General features: G+C 70.6%; 14 protein-coding genes. 6 read left to right on the top strand and 8 right to left on the bottom strand.

The window, feature by feature from the left end; all coding sequences use genetic code 11:
- Positions 1–11: 11 nt before the first annotated feature.
- Entirely contained in the window at positions 12–1,154 is a 1,143-nt protein-coding gene (locus tag ITJ50_RS05320; RefSeq protein WP_194590045.1) for a glycerol dehydrogenase, read from the bottom strand.
- Positions 1,155–1,254: 100 nt separating this feature from the next.
- Between ITJ50_RS05320 and ITJ50_RS05315 the strand changes: the two genes are divergently transcribed.
- Positions 1,255–2,148 (top strand): neutral zinc metallopeptidase, encoded by an 894-nt coding sequence (locus ITJ50_RS05315; protein ID WP_042539313.1) that lies wholly within the window; start codon positions 1,255–1,257, stop codon positions 2,146–2,148.
- A gap of 102 nt (positions 2,149–2,250) precedes the next feature.
- Here the strand turns inward: ITJ50_RS05315 and ITJ50_RS05310 are convergent, their stop codons facing one another.
- Positions 2,251–3,183: a DsbA family protein gene (locus tag ITJ50_RS05310; protein WP_071250284.1), complete on the bottom strand. Its 933-nt coding sequence runs from the start codon at positions 3,181–3,183 to the stop codon at positions 2,251–2,253.
- A 243-nt stretch (positions 3,184–3,426) separates the two neighbouring features.
- Here ITJ50_RS05310 and ITJ50_RS05305 point away from each other — a divergent pair, with 243 nt between their 5' ends.
- Together ITJ50_RS05305 and ITJ50_RS05300 are read left to right on the top strand one after the other, a co-directional pair.
- Positions 3,427–4,527 carry an ABC transporter ATP-binding protein gene (locus ITJ50_RS05305; RefSeq protein ID WP_017888061.1) on the top strand — a complete coding sequence of 367 codons (1,101 nt, stop codon included), beginning with the start codon at positions 3,427–3,429 and terminating at the stop codon, positions 4,525–4,527.
- A gap of 84 nt (positions 4,528–4,611) precedes the next feature.
- Positions 4,612–5,928 carry a DUF4032 domain-containing protein gene (locus tag ITJ50_RS05300; protein WP_194590044.1) on the top strand — a complete coding sequence of 439 codons (1,317 nt, stop codon included), beginning with the start codon at positions 4,612–4,614 and terminating at the stop codon, positions 5,926–5,928.
- Between the two features lie 434 nt (positions 5,929–6,362).
- Here ITJ50_RS05300 and rlmB read toward each other — a convergent pair whose 3' ends face one another.
- The 4 genes from rlmB to ITJ50_RS05280 are packed head-to-tail and all read right to left on the bottom strand — an operon-like array spanning position 6,363 to position 10,591.
- Positions 6,363–7,373 (bottom strand): 23S rRNA (guanosine(2251)-2'-O)-methyltransferase RlmB, encoded by a 1,011-nt coding sequence (gene rlmB, locus ITJ50_RS05295; RefSeq protein ID WP_017888063.1) that lies wholly within the window; start codon positions 7,371–7,373, stop codon positions 6,363–6,365.
- A 28-nt stretch (positions 7,374–7,401) separates the two neighbouring features.
- On the bottom strand, positions 7,402–8,811 hold the full coding sequence (gene cysS, locus ITJ50_RS05290; protein ID WP_042539317.1) for a cysteine--tRNA ligase: 1,410 nt from the start codon (positions 8,809–8,811) through the stop codon (positions 7,402–7,404).
- 32 nt (positions 8,812–8,843) lie between these two features.
- A complete protein-coding gene (gene ispD, locus ITJ50_RS05285; RefSeq protein ID WP_416354613.1) occupies positions 8,844–10,112 on the bottom strand; it encodes a 2-C-methyl-D-erythritol 4-phosphate cytidylyltransferase in 1,269 nt (422 codons plus the stop codon).
- Entirely contained in the window at positions 10,109–10,591 is a 483-nt protein-coding gene (locus ITJ50_RS05280; RefSeq protein ID WP_017888066.1) for a CarD family transcriptional regulator, read from the bottom strand. The genes ispD and ITJ50_RS05280 overlap by 4 nt, the downstream gene beginning before the upstream one ends.
- A 141-nt stretch (positions 10,592–10,732) precedes the next feature.
- Here ITJ50_RS05280 and ITJ50_RS05275 point away from each other — a divergent pair, with 141 nt between their 5' ends.
- Positions 10,733–11,335, top strand: a complete 603-nt coding sequence (locus tag ITJ50_RS05275) for a hypothetical protein (protein WP_156463876.1) — start codon at positions 10,733–10,735, stop codon at positions 11,333–11,335.
- Positions 11,336–11,626: 291 nt separating this feature from the next.
- On the opposite strand, the gene ITJ50_RS05270 is transcribed toward ITJ50_RS05275, so the two are convergent.
- Together ITJ50_RS05270 and ITJ50_RS05265 are read right to left on the bottom strand one after the other, a co-directional pair.
- Entirely contained in the window at positions 11,627–12,307 is a 681-nt protein-coding gene (locus tag ITJ50_RS05270) for a response regulator transcription factor (protein ID WP_017888068.1), read from the bottom strand.
- Entirely contained in the window at positions 12,304–13,470 is a 1,167-nt protein-coding gene (locus tag ITJ50_RS05265; protein WP_017888069.1) for a sensor histidine kinase, read from the bottom strand. The genes ITJ50_RS05270 and ITJ50_RS05265 overlap by 4 nt, the downstream gene beginning before the upstream one ends.
- 146 nt (positions 13,471–13,616) lie before the next feature.
- Between ITJ50_RS05265 and phoU the strand changes: the two genes are divergently transcribed.
- Complete coding sequence (gene phoU / locus ITJ50_RS05260; protein ID WP_017888070.1) at positions 13,617–14,285, top strand: phosphate signaling complex protein PhoU; 669 nt, start codon at positions 13,617–13,619, stop codon at positions 14,283–14,285.
- A 31-nt stretch (positions 14,286–14,316) separates the two neighbouring features.
- Positions 14,317–14,865, top strand: a complete 549-nt coding sequence (locus tag ITJ50_RS05255; protein ID WP_042539320.1) for an AAA family ATPase — start codon at positions 14,317–14,319, stop codon at positions 14,863–14,865.
- Positions 14,866–14,960 lie beyond the last annotated feature (95 nt).

The following is a 14,960-nucleotide window of genomic DNA, read 5'->3' as shown; positions in this document are numbered from 1 at the left end:
CCGCGCCGGGGTCAGTGGTGCTCGTACAGCACGGGCTCCGGCAGACCGTGCTCGGCGCGGATGCTGCGCGCGATGCCCTCGATCGCGACCAGGGCGTCGACCACGAGCTCCGGCGTGACGGGGAACGGCATGTTGTGGATGGTCTCGCCCTCCGCCGTCGCGGCCTCGGCCACGGCCTGCAGCACGTCGCGGTCGTCCACCGTCAGGCCGATCTCGGTCAGGGTGTTCGGCAGGCCGACCTTCGTGGTGAAGACGACGAAGTCCTCGATCTCCTCCGCCGGGGCCCCCTCGAGCACGAGCTGCGCGATCGTGCCGATGTTGACCTTCTGCCCGTGCGCCAGGCCGTGGGCCTGCGGAGCGGCGGTCAGCCCGTTGTGGATCGCGTGGGCGGCGGCGAGCCCGCCCGACTCGAACCCCAGGCCGGACAGCAGCGTGTTCGCCTCGACGACCTTCTCGAGCGCGGGGGTGACGACCTTGGCCGTGACGGCCTCGATGGCCTGCAGGGCGTTCTCGTGCAGGAGCCTCCACGACAGGTCGGCCAGCGCGACGCCGGTCTGGGTCTGCAGGCCGCCGGCCATGGTGTCGGCGTTGGCACGCTTCGCGGCACGGGCCTCGACCCAGGTCGCCAGCGCGTCGCCGATGCCCGCGACCAGGAACTGCACCGGGGCGTTGGCGACGAGCCTGGTGTCGATGAGCACGAGGTCCGGGTTGTGCGGGAAGAAGCGGTACTCGATGAACTCGCCCTCGGCGGTGTAGATGACGGCGAGCGCCGAGGTGGGGGCGTCGGTGGACGCGGCCGTCGGGACGCTCGCCCACCGGATGCCGGCCAGGTGTCCGGCGGCCTTCGCGGCGTCGATGGCGGAGCCGCCGCCGAGTCCCACGATGACGTCGGCGTCCTTCGCGGCGATCTGCTCGACGAGCTCGTCGACGGCTTCGGGGGTGGCGAAGCGGCCGAACCCGACACGCTCGACGGCCAGGTCGGCGGACCGGAAGCTCTCGGTGACGGCGGTCTCGACGATGCCCCAGACCACGTCGTCGGCGACGATCAGGGGCCGCTTGCCGATCGGGGCGATGAACTCGCCGACGCGGGTGATCGCGTCCTTGCCCTGGACGTAGCGGGCGGGGCTCATCACGGTGCTGATGGGAGTGGCCATCGTGCGGTTCCTTCCGGTTGTACGACAGGTGTACGTCAGGTGTCGGGGTGGCCGACGCCGCCGACGGTACGCGGGGCCGCTGATCGGTAGGTTCGGGGCCATGACGTTCAACGACGATGCTCGGCTCCGGGGCGGCAAGGTCAAGCGGCGGGGTCGCACCACGGCGATCGGCGGTGGTGCCGTGGGTGTCGGCGCCGTCGTGGTGTTCCTGATCCTGCAGTTCACGGGGGTCGACCTGAGCGGGATCGTCGGCGGCGGCAACGGTCTGACGACGATCCAGCAGGGGGGCGAGTCCGCCGACGCCGCCCCCGAGTGCCGGACCGGGCGGGATGCCAACCTGCGCGTCGAGTGCCGGATGGAGGGCGCAGCCGAGTCCCTCGACGCCTACTGGACGTCCGAGGCACGATCCCTCGGCATCTCCTACACCTCGCCGGAGTTCTTCCTGTTCCAGGACTCCACCGACACCGCGTGCGGGCAGGCGTCCGCCGCGACCGGCCCGTTCTACTGCCCGCCGGACCGGGCGGTCTTCCTGGACACCGCGTTCTACGACGACCTGCAGTCGCAGTACGGCTCGTCAGGCGGTCCGCTCGCGCAGATGTACGTCGTCGCGCACGAGTGGGGGCACCACATCCAGCAGCTGCAGGGGTCCTTCGCGAGCACCGACCGCTCCGGCACGGGGGCGTCGTCGGACAGTGTCCGCGTCGAGCTGCAGGCGGACTGCTACGCCGGGGCCTGGGTCGGCGACGCCGCGACCACCGAGGACGCGGACGGCGAGACCTTCTTCGAGCCGATCACCCGGACACAGATCACGGACGCCCTGTCGGCGGCGAGTGCGGTGGGCGACGACAGCATCCAGGAGCGTGCGACCGGCCGCGTCGACCCGGACTCGTTCACGCACGGGTCGAGCGAGCAGCGGCAGCGCTGGTTCCTGCGGGGCTACCAGCAGGGTGCGACGCACTGCGACACCCTGAGCATCCCGGGTTCGGCCCTGTAGCCGCGCCGTTGCGGACGTCAGGCCCGGTGCCAGCCGGCACCGGGCCTCCTACCCGTGGTCAGCGCGTCAGCGCTCGTCCGGACGTCAGCGCTCGTCCGGACGTCAGCGCTTGGTCGGCGTGGGCGTCGGGGTCGCGCTCGGGGTGGGCGTCGGGGTCGCGTCGGTCGTCCCGGCGGCCGTCACCACGAAGGTGCGGAAGTCGTCGTTCGTGACCGGCGAGGTCAGTTCGTACCGCTGGCCGTTCACGAGCACGAGCGGCGTGCCGGGGAACTCCTTGAGCGTCGACCCGGGGATGGTGCCGTCGGACACCTTCGACGTCTGCTCGTCCACCCACTTGGCGTAGTCCTGGTCGGTGATGCAGCTCCGGACGGCGCTGCGCTCCTGGAGTCCCTGCACACCCGTGACGACGTCGGTGAGCTCCGCGTCCGTCAGGCCCGCCGTGCCCTCGTCCGGCTGCTTCGCGAAGAGCGCCTGGTTGACCGCGTAGAACTGGTTCGGCGAGTGCTCGGCGACGCAGGCAGCGGCGTTCGCGGCGCGGAGCGAGTACTTCGTGCCCTGCGAGCGGTTCGACAGGATCGCGACCGGGTGGATGTCGACCGTGGCCGCCCCGGAGTCGACCAGGTCCTTGATGTAGTCACCGTTGGCCCGCTCGAACTGGCCGCAGCCGGGGCAGAGGTAGTCGACGTACAGGGTGATCCGGACGGTCCCGGCACCGTCGGTCTCGGTGTTGCTCGGGGCGGCAGAGGCCGATCCGGATGCGGACGCGGTGACCGGCTTCAGGTCCTGTCCGATCGTGATGCCGCCCTGCGACATCGTCGACGGTCCGGGCCCGGCGGGCTTCACGGAGTCGACGAGGACGAGCGTGACGATCGTCGCGGCGGCGAGGAGCACGACCCCGAGCCCGATCTGCAGTCCGAGCCGGACACCGCGCTGGCGTCGCTTCTGCTGGGTCCGGGCACGCTGGGCTCGCTGGCGGGCGGCTTCACGGCGCTCGTTCCGCGCGGCGCGGGCAGCACCCTCGGGGCGGTTGTTCATCGGTGCGTCGTCCTCCTGATCGGTGTCCGCTCGGCGTTCCCCTGCTCGGCGGACGGACCCGGCGATTGTAGTGGGGCGCTCTGGGAAGCAGCCGACCAAGGGGGAAAACACTGGCGCACCCGGGTGAACTCGTGTTGTATGAAGCTCGACAGTCGACGACGACTGTCCGGGGCCCGTACGGGCACACCGCTTCACTCGGATCGTCCGGCACGTACCTGCCGGTGAAGGAAGGACCGAACGCTCATGGCGTCCGTCACCTATGACAAGGCAACCCGTCTCTACCCCGGAGGCAACCGTCCCGCGGTCGACTCCCTCGACCTGGACGTCGCCGACGGCGAGTTCCTCGTCCTCGTCGGCCCCTCGGGCTGCGGCAAGTCCACCTCGCTCCGCATGCTGGCCGGCCTCGAAGAGGTCAACTCCGGTCAGATCCGCATCGGCGACCGCGACGTCACGGACGTCCCGCCGAAGGACCGCGACATCGCGATGGTGTTCCAGAACTACGCGCTGTACCCGCACATGACCGTCGCCGAGAACATGGGCTTCGCGCTCAAGATCGCCGGCGTCGGCAAGGAAGAGCGCGCCACCCGCGTGCAGGAAGCCGCCAAGCTCCTCGACCTCGAGGACTACCTCGGCCGCAAGCCGAAGGCGCTCTCCGGTGGTCAGCGTCAGCGTGTCGCGATGGGCCGTGCGATCGTCCGTCAGCCGCAGGTGTTCCTCATGGACGAGCCGCTGTCGAACCTCGACGCCAAGCTCCGCGTCCAGACCCGCACGCAGATCGCGTCGCTGCAGCGTCGTCTCGGCGTCACCACGGTCTACGTCACGCACGACCAGACAGAGGCACTGACCATGGGTGACCGCATCGCGGTGCTCAAGGACGGCATCCTGCAGCAGGTCGGCACCCCGCGCGACCTGTACGAGAAGCCGAACAACGTGTTCGTCGCCGGCTTCATCGGTTCGCCGGCCATGAACCTGCTGCCCGCCGACGTCATCGAGGGCGGCATCAAGTTCGGCACGCTCAACCACGCGATCGACCGCGACACCCTGTCGAACGCCCGTGCCGCACAGATCACGGTCGGCATCCGCCCCGAGGACGTCGTCGTGTCGCAGTCCGGCGAGGGCCTGCCCGTCACGGTCGACGTCGTCGAGGAGCTCGGCGCCGACGGCTACCTCTACGGTCACGCCGACGTGAACGGCCAGCGCGCCGACATCGTCGCCCGCGTCGACGGTCGTGCGCACCCGTCGATCGGTGACACGATCGTCATCACGCCGAAGCAGGGCCACGTGCACGCCTTCGACACCGAGTCGGGCGACCGCCTCGACGACAAGGCCGTCGTCAGCGCGTAACCAGCGCACTCCCCCGAGAGCCCGCGCCCGCCTCACCAGGCCGGACGCGGGCTCTCGGCTGTCCCCGACACCAGAGGAACCACCGTGCCCGACTCGATGTCCATCACCGCCGCCACCGTCGACCCCGGCCTGCTCGACCTGCCGTGGGACCTGCCGCTCGCCGACTGGCCCGACGACACGATCGTCGCGCTGCCGAAGGGCATCTCACGGCACCTCGTGCGGTTCGTGCACCTGAGCGGGTACGTCGCCGCGGTGAAGGAGACCGGCGAAGAGGTCGCCCGGTCCGAGTACGAGATGCTCCGGACCCTGCAGCGCATGGACGTGCCGTGTGTGGACCCGGTCGCGGTCATCACGAACCGCGCCGATGCCGACGGTGAACCACTGCACCCTGTGCTCGTGACTCGTCACCTGCGGTTCTCGCTGCCCTACCGTGCGCTCTACTCGCAGACGCTGCGCCCGGAGACCGCCACCCGTCTGGTCGACGCCCTCGCGCTGCTGCTCGTCCGCCTGCACGTCATCGGCTTCTACTGGGGCGACGTGTCCCTGTCGAACACGCTGTTCCGTCGCGACGCCGGCGCCTTCGCCGCGTACCTGGTCGACGCGGAGACCGGCAAGCTCTACCCCGGCGGGCTGTCGAACGGCCAGCGCGAGAACGACCTCGAGGTCGCCCGCGTGAACATCGCCGGCGAGCTCCTCGACCTGGAGGCCGGCGGACGGCTCGACGAGAACGCCGACCCCGTGGACGTCTCGAACCGCATCGTCGCCCAGTACCGCACGCTCTGGACCGAGCTCACCGGCACCGAGCAGTTCGACATCAAGGAACGCTGGCGCATCAACGACCGCGTGGAGCGCCTGAACGAGCTGGGCTTCGACATCGAAGAATTGTCGATCCACACGACCGAGGGCGGCTCGCAGGTCCGGATCCAGCCGAAGGTCGTCGACGCCGGGCACCACCAGCGCCGACTGCTGCGGCTCACCGGGCTCGACGCCGGCGAGAACCAGGCCCGGCGCCTGCTCAACGACCTCGACTCGTACCGTGCCCGCAACGGCCGTGACGAACTCGACGAGGAGATGGTGGCGCACGAGTGGGTCTCACGGGTCTTCGAGCCCGTCGTCCGGTCGATCCCCCGTGACCTGCGCGGTCGGCTCGAACCCGCCGAGGTGTTCCACGAGCTGCTCGAGCACCGCTGGTTCATGTCCCAGCAGGAGGAGCGTTCCGTCTCCCTGCCAGAGGCCACGACCGCGTACATCAACGACGTGCTCCGCCACCGTCGCGACGAGCGCCTGCTCATCAACCCGCCGACCTCGTCGATCACCGTGCCGATCCCGGTGCTCGACGACGACGCCGCCGATGAGTCCGACGAGTCCGACGACGTGGACGACTGGCGCGCCACCGTCTGACGCGGTCCCCGGTCGGTCACGACGCCCCGCCGGGTGGGTGCCGACTGGTCACAGACCGTCGCCGGCGGCGTCGCGCAGCGACGACGCGTGACCACACGGCCGACACCCGCCGACGGGTCGTGGCCGCTCGGGGTTCGAGAACGCGACCGCCTGGAGGCCCGGCGTGCGTCCCGGAGACCGGTGCCGGCCCTCCAGACCGTCACCTGCACCGCCGGTGGTGCCGTTGGACGTCGAGCGGTCACGACACCCCACAGGTGCACGTCGGCCGGTCACGAACCGTCGCCTGCGGCGTCGCGCAGCGACGACTCGTGACCACACGGCGGGCATCATCCGACGTGTCCTGACCCGTCGGGCCTGCCCCGGTCGGCGCCGCACGCAGGAACGGCCGCCTCCCACGAGGGGAGGCGACCGTTGCTGCGGACGAAGCGCCGGGGCTACGCGGTGCGGCGGCGCCGCGCGACCTCCCACAGGGTGACGCTCGCGGCGATGCCGGCGTTCAGGGACTCGGTGGCGCTCGAGATCGGGATCGACACGATGGCGTCGCAGGTCTCGGTGACCAGGCGCGACAGGCCCTTGCCCTCGGAACCGACGACGATCACGATCGGGCGGTCGGCGAGCTCGAGGCCGTCGAGCTCCACGTCACCGTCGCCGTCGAGGCCGAGGACGAACAGGCCCATCGACTTGAGCGACTTCAGGGTCTGCGTCAGGTTCGGGGCCATCGCGACGGGGGTGCGGGCCGCGGCACCGGCCGAGGTCTTCCACGCCGACGCCGTCACACCGACCGAGCGACGCTGCGGCACGATGACGCCGTGTCCACCGAAGGCCGCGGTCGAGCGGATGATCGCACCGAGGTTGCGGGGGTCCGTGATGCCGTCGAGGGCGACGAGCAGCGGGACCTGGTCGCGCGAGAACGCCTGCTCGACGATGTCCTCGGACACGGCGTACTGGTACGCCGGCACCTTGAGGGCGACTCCCTGGTGCACGCTGTCGTGCCCGGTGATGCGGTCGAGCTCGGGACGCATGAGCTCGATGATCGGCACGCCACGGTGGTTCGCGAGCGCGAGGATCTCCTTCACACGGTCGTCGACCTCGATGCGCGACGCGATGTAGAGCGTCGACGACGGGGTCTTCGTGCGCAGCGCCTCGAGCACCGAGTTGCGCCCGGTCACCAGCTCGGAGTCGTCGGTCTTGCGTGCCGGCGGACGGCCGGTGCGACCCTGCGGGGTGCTCGAGGAACCGTGCCGACCCTTGGCTGCCTCGAAGCGGTCCTTCGCGGCCTTGCGCTTGCCCGCGGGGTGGTACGGGCGGTCCTCGGCCTTCGGGGTCGGCTTGCGGCCCTCGAGCGCCTGCGCGCCCTGTCCGCCGGAACCGACCTGCTTGTTGCCCTTGCGACCGGCGCGGACGGCGCCGGGCCGACCCTTCTTGCTTCCCGAGACGTTCTTCATGCGTAGCTCCTGTTCGGCACTGCCGTGTTCAGGCGATGCTCCAGCGTGTTCCGGACGGCGTGTCCTCGATCGTGATGCCCGCGGCGGCGAGGTCGTCGCGCACGCGGTCGGCCGCGGTGAAGTCCCGTGCTGCCCTGGCGTCCGCGCGCTCCTGCACGAGGCGTTCGACGAGGGCGGCGAGCGGGCCTGCCGAGGTGTCGTGGCCGCCGCCCGACCAGTGGGCGGCTCGCGGGTCGATGCCGAGCACCTCCACCATCGCAGCCACCTGATGGTACGCGGTCCCGAGCGTTTCCGCATCGTCGGCGTCCAGGGCGGCGTTGCCGGTGCGCACGGTCTCGTGCAGCACGGCCAGGGCCTGGGGCACGGAGAGGTCGTCGTCCATGGCCGCGGCGAAGGCCTCGGGCACGGATGGGGCATCGGTGAGGTGGACGCCCTCGAGCCGGGGCTCGGCGCGCTCCAGGAACCCGGCGATGCGGTCGTACGCCGCCTCGGCCTCGGCCAGGGAGCCCTCGTGGTGGTCGATCGACGAGCGGTAGTGGGCGGCGCCGAGGAAGTACCGGACGACCGCGGGACGAGCAGATCCGATGAAGTCCGCGGCGAAGATCGAGTTGCCGAGCGACTTCGACATCTTCTGCCCCTCGACCGTCACCAGGCCGTTGTGCAGCCAGTACGACGCGAACGGGTCCCCGGCGGCCGTGGACTGCGCGAGCTCGTTCTCGTGGTGCGGGAAGCGCAGGTCGAGCCCGCCGCCGTGGATGTCGAACGCGGGGCCGAGGTACCGACGTGACATCGCCGAGCACTCGATGTGCCAGCCCGGACGGCCGGCGCCCCACGGGGAGTCCCAGTTGGCGGTCGACGGTTCGCCGGGCTTCGCACCCTTCCAGAGCGCGAAGTCACGGGCGTCGCGCTTGCCACGCGGATCGGCGTCGGCAGCCTCGACCATGTCCTCGCGCCGCTGCCGGGTGAGCACCCCGTAGTCGGCCCAGCTGCCGGTGTCGAAGTAGACGTCGCCCGAGCCGTCGTCGGCGGCGTAGGCGTGCCCGCGATCGATGAGACGCTGGATGATCTCGTGCATCTGCGGCACGCTCGCCGTGGCCCGCGGCTCGTAGGTCGGGGGCAGGATGCCGAGGGCGTTGTACGCGGCGGTGAACTCGAGCTCGACCCGGTAGGCGCGTGCGAACCACGCTTCGTCCGTGCCGGCAGCCAGGTCGAGGACCTTGTCGTCGATGTCGGTGACGTTGCGCACCAGGGTCACCCGGTACCCGCGGTGGGTGAGCCACCGGCGCCAGATGTCGTAGACCAGCGCGGACCGCAGGTGCCCGATGTGCGGCGACGACTGCACCGTCGGCCCACAGACGTAGACGCTCACGTGTCCGTCGACCAGGGGCACGAGGTCGACGACGGCTGCGGCGCGGGAGTCGTAGAGGCGAACGGTCACGCCTCAACCCTAATCGGCGCGGGGCCGCGGTTTCAGGAGGGACGCACGAGCGCGGTGGCGATCGCGGCGAGCCCCTCACCGCGGCCGGTGAACCCGAGTCCGTCCGTCGTGGTGCCGGACACCGCCACGGGTGCGCCGACCACGGCGGACAGGGCGTCCTGCATCTCGTCACGGCGACGACCGATGCGCGGCCGGTTCCCGATGACCTGCACGGTGACCGACACCGGCACGAGCCCCGCGTCGGCGAGCAGCGCGACCGCGCCGCGGACGAAGACGTCGCCCGTGGCGCCGGCGTACTGCGGGTCGGCGGTGCCGAAGCGGCCGCCGATGTCGCCGAGGCCCCCGGCGGAGAGCAGGGCGTCGCACACCGCGTGCGCCACCGCGTCGCCGTCGCTGTGGCCGGAGAGCCCGGGTTCGCCGGGGAAGTCGAGCAGCCCGACGCGGCAGGGCGAGGCGTCGTCGAAGGCGTGCACGTCCACCCCGAGCCCGAGTCGGACCGCGACGGCGTCCGCCTGGCCAGCACCCGCCGCACCGGCACCAGCACCAGCACCGGCTTCGGACCGCGCCCGCACGATCGACTCGGCCCGGCCGAGGTCCCACGGCGTCGTGATCTTGAAGGCGTCGGCGTCACCCGGCACGAACCGGACGGTGCCCCCGACGGCCTGGAACACGCCGGCATCGTCCGTCTCGGACTGCGACGACACCGCGTACGCCCGCCGGAGTGCGGCGAGGGGGAAGCCCTGCGGCGTCTGCACCCCGACGAGTGCGGCACGGTCGACGGTCTCGACGACGACGTCACCGTCGACGCGCTTCACGGTGTCCGTGACGGGGAGTGCCGGCACGACGCCCGCACCGTCCCCGGCGGCGACGGCGTCGAACACCCGCGCGAACTGCGCCGCGGGTGTCAGGCACCGTGCCGCGTCGTGCACGAGCACCGTGGTGACGGAGTCCGGCAGCACGGCCAGGCCGGCCTCGACCGAACCGTGGCGATCCGCGCCTCCGGCCACGACGGCCGTGTACGCGACCGCAGCACCCGCGACGGAACCGACCACCTGCCGGCACTCGTCCAGGTGCGACGCCGGTGCGACCACGACGACGAGCGTCGGCGACGGCAACGCGAACAGGGGCTCGAGTGCCCGCGCGAGCATCAGCGAACCGGCCACGGGCACGAACGCCTTCGCCGTCCCGATGCCGAGCCGGGTGCCGGACCCCGCTGCAACGACGACGACCGCCCGGTCCACCCCGTCGGGGAACCGTGCGGTCGTCGTTCGTGCTGTCGCGCTCAGTGGTTCAGCGTTCAGGAGGCCAGGACCTCGTCGAGGACGGTCGATGCCTTGTCCTCGTCGGTCTTCTCGGCCAACGCGAGCTCGGAGATCAGGATCTGCCGGGCCTTGGCCAGCATCCGCTTCTCACCCGCGGAGAGCCCGCGGTCCTGATCGCGCCGCCAGAGGTCGCGGACGACCTCGGACACCTTGATGACGTCACCGGAAGCGAGCTTCTCGAGGTTCGCCTTGTACCGGCGTGACCAGTTCGTGGGCTCTTCCGTGAACGGCGCCCGGAGGACCTCGAACACCTTGTCGAGCCCTTCCTTGCCGATCACGTCGCGGACGCCGACCAGGTCGACGTTGTCCGCCGGGACCTCGATCGTCAGGTCGCCCTGCGTCACCCGCAGCTTCAGGTAGACCTTTTCCTCGCCCTTGATGACGCGAGTCTTGACTTCAGAGATGGTTGCCGCCCCGTGATGGGGGTAGACGACGGTCTCGCCGACCTCGAATTGCATGTATCAGGCTCCGTTCCCAGACCTCCAGTTTACCACAAGGGCCGTTCCGGTAAGGGGACCCTCAACGCTCACCCCTCCCGGTGATCGCTAGGATGGGCGCGGGGACCGCCCGGTCCTCATCGTGACTTACGGAGGAATCTCTTGCGACCTCGGGTACTCGTGTCCGTCGCCGTTGCGGCAACCATCGCGCTCGGCGCCACCGGGTGCGAGTTCATGTCGCCGGCCCACACCGTCGACATCAAGCAGATCACCGACGGCGTGGACGTCTCGACCGGCAAGGTCGACGTGCGGAACGCCCTGCTGATCTCGGACGACGGTGAGAGCGCCCGCTTCATCGGCACGCTCGTGAACAACGACGACCAGGACGACTACACCGTCTCGATCGAGATCGGCGGCGACACCCGGACCGTCGACGTGCCGGCGAACAGCCACGTCGACCTCGCCATGGCAGCGGGTGCGGGCAGCGACGCCGAGTCGAGCGTGCAAGAGGGCGACACCACCCAGGGCACCACCGCCGCCGACGCCGAGCCGATCGTGTTCGACAACGCGGACGCGAAGCCCGGGTCGCTCGTCAAGGTCTACTTCAGCTACCCCGACGCCGAGGGCACCTCGGCGAACGTGCCGGTGCTGACCAGCTCGCAGGAGGAGTACCAGACCCTCGCGCCGAGCCCGACCCCGGAGCCGACCGACACGGTCACGCTGCCGACCTCGACCCCGACGGCCACGCCGACGGACGGCCAGTAGTCCGTCCGCGCTGACGCGCTGACGCGACGCTCGACCACTGCAGACCGGGAGGCCCGGTGCCGGTCCCAGGGACCGGCACCGGGCCTCCTGTCCGTGCGGTGCACACACCAGCCGTCGCCAGCCGTCGCCAGCCGTCGCCAGCCGTCGCGCGCGCCCTCGCGCGCGGCCCGGTCATGACTCGTCGCAGACCACTCGTCGAGTGGTCACGAACCGTCACTGCAAGGCGCCGGAGGCGACGACTTGCGACCACTCCCAGGACGACGCGCGGTGAGTCGTGACCGGTCGCGGGGCCTACGCCTCGATGCGGTAGCCGAGACCGCGGACCGTCACCAGGATCTCGGGGGTCGACGGGACCCGCTCGATCTTCGAGCGGATGCGCTTGATGTGCACGTCGAGGGTCTTGGTGTCGCCGAAGTAGTCGGACCCCCAGACCCGGTCGATGAGCTGACCACGGGTCAGCACGCGGCCGGCGTTCCGGAGCAGCAGCTCGAGGAGCTCGAACTCCTTGAGCGGCATCGGCGTCTCGGACCCGTCGACGGACACCGTGTGGCGCTCGACGTCCATCCGGATGCCGCCGACCTGCAGGATGCCGCTGTCGGCCGGGTCGTCCTCGGTACGCCGGCGGAGCACCGCACGGATCCGGGCCAGGAGCTCCCGCGTGGAGTACGGCTTCGTGACGTAGTCGTCGGCGCCGAGTTCGAGCCCGACGACGATGTCCACCTCCGAGTCCTTCGCGGTCAGCATGATGATCGGCGCGTTCGAGCGGGTCCGGATCTGCCGGCACACCTCGGTGCCGCTCAGGCCCGGCAGCATGAGGTCGAGGAGCACCAGGTCGGGGTTCTCCGTGTCGAACTTCGACAGCGCTGTCACGCCGTCGGCAGCGACGGAGGTCTCGTACCCCTCACGCTGCAGCAGGAACTCCAGGGGCTCGCTCAGGGCCGGCTCGTCGTCGACGATGAGGATCTTGGTCACGATGGCTGCTCTTCCAGTTGCTCTTCGAGGGCTGTGGTCAGTTCGGGATCTGCCTCGGGCAGACGGATGGTGAAGGTCGAGCCCTTGCCGGACTGCGACCAGACGCGCACGTCACCACCGTGGTTGCTGACGACGTGCTTGACGATCGCGAGCCCGAGGCCGGTGCCCCCGGTGGCGCGCGACCGTGCGGGATCGACACGGTAGAACCGTTCGAAGACGCGGTCGAGGTCGGCCTCGGGGATGCCGACACCCTGGTCGGTGACGGCGATCTCGACGAAGCCCTTCGACGACCGGACGCCCACACCGACGCGGGTGCCGTCCGGCGAGTACTTCACCGCGTTGGCGATGAGGTTCGACACCGCGACCTGCAGCAGGCCCGGGTCGCCCATCACCCGCAGCTTCGACTTCTTGGCGCGGATGATCTCGATCGACCGGGCGCGGGCGACGACCTCGTTGCCGTCGATGGCGGCCTGCACGATCTTGTCGATGCCGGTCTCCTCGCTGTTCTCGAGCGCGTCGACCGACTGCAGGCGGGACAGCTCGATGATGTCCTTCGTCAGCGCCCCGAGCCGCTCGGACTCGGTGATGAGCTGCGCGGCGAACTTCTTGACGTGCGCGGGGTCGTCGGCGGCGAGCACGAGCGTCTCCGACAGCAGCCCGATGGCACCGATCGGGGTCTTCAGCTCGTGCGAGATGTTGGCGACGAAGTCGCGGCGGACCTCGTCGATGCGGCGGCTCTCGGTCAGGTCGTCCGCGGTGAGCAGGACGTACCGGTTGCCCAGCTGGGCCGCGCGGAAGCTGAGGTAGCCGATGAGCTCCCCGTGGCGGCCGCGTGGCAGCTCGAGGTCCTCCGCCCCCATCTCCCCGCTCTTGCGCACCCGGTCGATCAGGCCGAGCAGTTCCTGGTGCACCAGACGTCGGCGCACGACGAGCCCCGCGGTGAGTGCCTGGGGCGATGCCGCGACGACGGTGTTCGACGGGTCGATGACGACCGCCGGGTTGTGCATCGTCGAGATGACCGCTGCGACACCGTCCGGCAGGGTCCGCTCCGCCACGTCGGCAGCACGTGCCGTGCGCTCGGCGGTGATGATCAGCACCACGACGCCCGCGCCGAAGACCCCGCCGAGGAGCATCGACAGTGGCACGAGCCACGCGTTGTCCATGCCGCCAGTGTAGGGATGGTCATGCGGGGTTCCGGTACCGTTCACCGTCCGCGGAAGGCCAGAACGCGAAGCGTTCAGCCCCGCGTCACCGTTCGTTCACCTGCGCTGACGACACTCGTCCGGTACGCAGAGAGAGGTACTCCCCCATGCGCGAAGTCTTCCAGCAGGAACTCCAGGACGTCCAGGAGCGACTGACCGAGATCGCCGGGCTCGTCGAGTCCGCCATCACCCGAGCCACGCAGGCCTTCGGCGACTCCGACGTCGCCCTCGCCGAAGAGGTGATCGCCGACGACGAGAAGATCGACCTCGCTGCGAACAGCCTCGACGAGATCGCGATCGACATCCTGGCCCGCCAGGCGCCGGTGGCCCGCGACCTGCGCGTCGTCGTCACCGCCCTGCGCGTCAGCTCCTCGCTCGAGCGCATGGGAGACATGGCCGAGCACATCGCGCAGCTCGCCCGCCAGCGCTTCCCCGAGAAGGTCGTGCCGAAGGGCCTCCGCAGCACCTTCAAGGAGATGGGCAAGCACGACGTCGCGATGGCGCAGAAGCTCACGCGCCTGCTCGCCACCGAGGACATCGCACTGTCGGCCGAGATCCGCGACGAGGACGACGCCGTCGACGAGCTGCACGCCAGCGTCTTCGACTTCGTGCTCGGCGAGGCCTGGAAGGGCGGCCCGATCGACACGGTCGACGCCACCCTGGCCTCCCGCTACCACGAGCGCTTCGCCGACCACGCGGTCTCGATCGCGAAGAAGGTCGAGTACCTGGCGACCGGCGACTGGACCGGCGCGTCCACCTCGACCGCGGCGGTCTGACCCGACCCGATCGGTCTGCGAGGATCGTGGCATGGCCCAGGTCGCGATCATCGTCAACGGCATGCCCGGTTCCGGCAAGAGCACGATCGGCACGGCACTCGCCGAGGTGCTCGGCTGCCCGTTCCTGTCGAAGGACCGCATCAAGGAGCCCCTGGCCGACGTCGTCGGCCCGATGATCGCCTCGCGTCCGCTCGGCGGCATCGCCATGGACACGATGTGGTCCATGGCCCGGGCCGTCGAGAACGGGGTCGTCCTCGACGCCGTCTGGCTGCCGTCCCGCGACCGGGACCGCCTGGAGGCCGGGCTCGCCTCCGCCGGGTCGCCGCGCGCCGTCGAGGTGTGGTGCGACACGGACCGCGCCGCCGCCGAGCAGCGGCTGCGGGACCGGTACGACCCGGGCACCGTGCCGGTGCGGCACGAGGTGCACGGGGACATGGCCGACGTGCTGGCCTTCTGGGACGAGCACGGCGACGACGCGCACCCGGTCGGGCTCGCCGGTGTCCCGGTGATCCGGGTCGACACCACGAAGCCCTACGACGTCGGGGCCCTGGTGCAGGAGATCGCGTCGCACTTCGTCTGACCAGCCACGGCTCGTCGAGCCGACCGTGCTGCCGGAGCGACACGTCGTCGACGGGGCGATCCGTTCCTCCTGGCAGAGCGACAGGAGTCGGCGGA

The organism is Curtobacterium sp. VKM Ac-2889, from assembly GCF_015350855.1.
GTDB lineage: Bacteria > Actinomycetota > Actinomycetes > Actinomycetales > Microbacteriaceae > Curtobacterium > Curtobacterium poinsettiae.
This window is presented reverse-complemented; position numbering and strand designations above follow the sequence as displayed.

What these genes read in the sequence shown, in the direction of transcription:
- ITJ50_RS05320 (WP_194590045.1), bottom strand. Translation starts at nt 1,154, where the DNA reads ATGGCCACTCCCATCAGCACCGTGATGAGCCCCGCCCGCTACGTCCAG.
- ITJ50_RS05315 (WP_042539313.1), top strand. Translation starts at nt 1,255, where the DNA reads ATGACGTTCAACGACGATGCTCGGCTCCGGGGCGGCAAGGTCAAGCGG.
- ITJ50_RS05310 (WP_071250284.1), bottom strand. Translation starts at nt 3,183, where the DNA reads ATGAACAACCGCCCCGAGGGTGCTGCCCGCGCCGCGCGGAACGAGCGC.
- ITJ50_RS05305 (WP_017888061.1), top strand. Translation starts at nt 3,427, where the DNA reads ATGGCGTCCGTCACCTATGACAAGGCAACCCGTCTCTACCCCGGAGGC.
- rlmB (WP_017888063.1), bottom strand. Translation starts at nt 7,373, where the DNA reads ATGAAGAACGTCTCGGGAAGCAAGAAGGGTCGGCCCGGCGCCGTCCGC.
- ITJ50_RS05280 (WP_017888066.1), bottom strand. Translation starts at nt 10,591, where the DNA reads ATGCAATTCGAGGTCGGCGAGACCGTCGTCTACCCCCATCACGGGGCG.
- ITJ50_RS05265 (WP_017888069.1), bottom strand. Translation starts at nt 13,470, where the DNA reads ATGGACAACGCGTGGCTCGTGCCACTGTCGATGCTCCTCGGCGGGGTC.
- phoU (WP_017888070.1), top strand. Translation starts at nt 13,617, where the DNA reads ATGCGCGAAGTCTTCCAGCAGGAACTCCAGGACGTCCAGGAGCGACTG.
- ITJ50_RS05255 (WP_042539320.1), top strand. Translation starts at nt 14,317, where the DNA reads ATGGCCCAGGTCGCGATCATCGTCAACGGCATGCCCGGTTCCGGCAAG.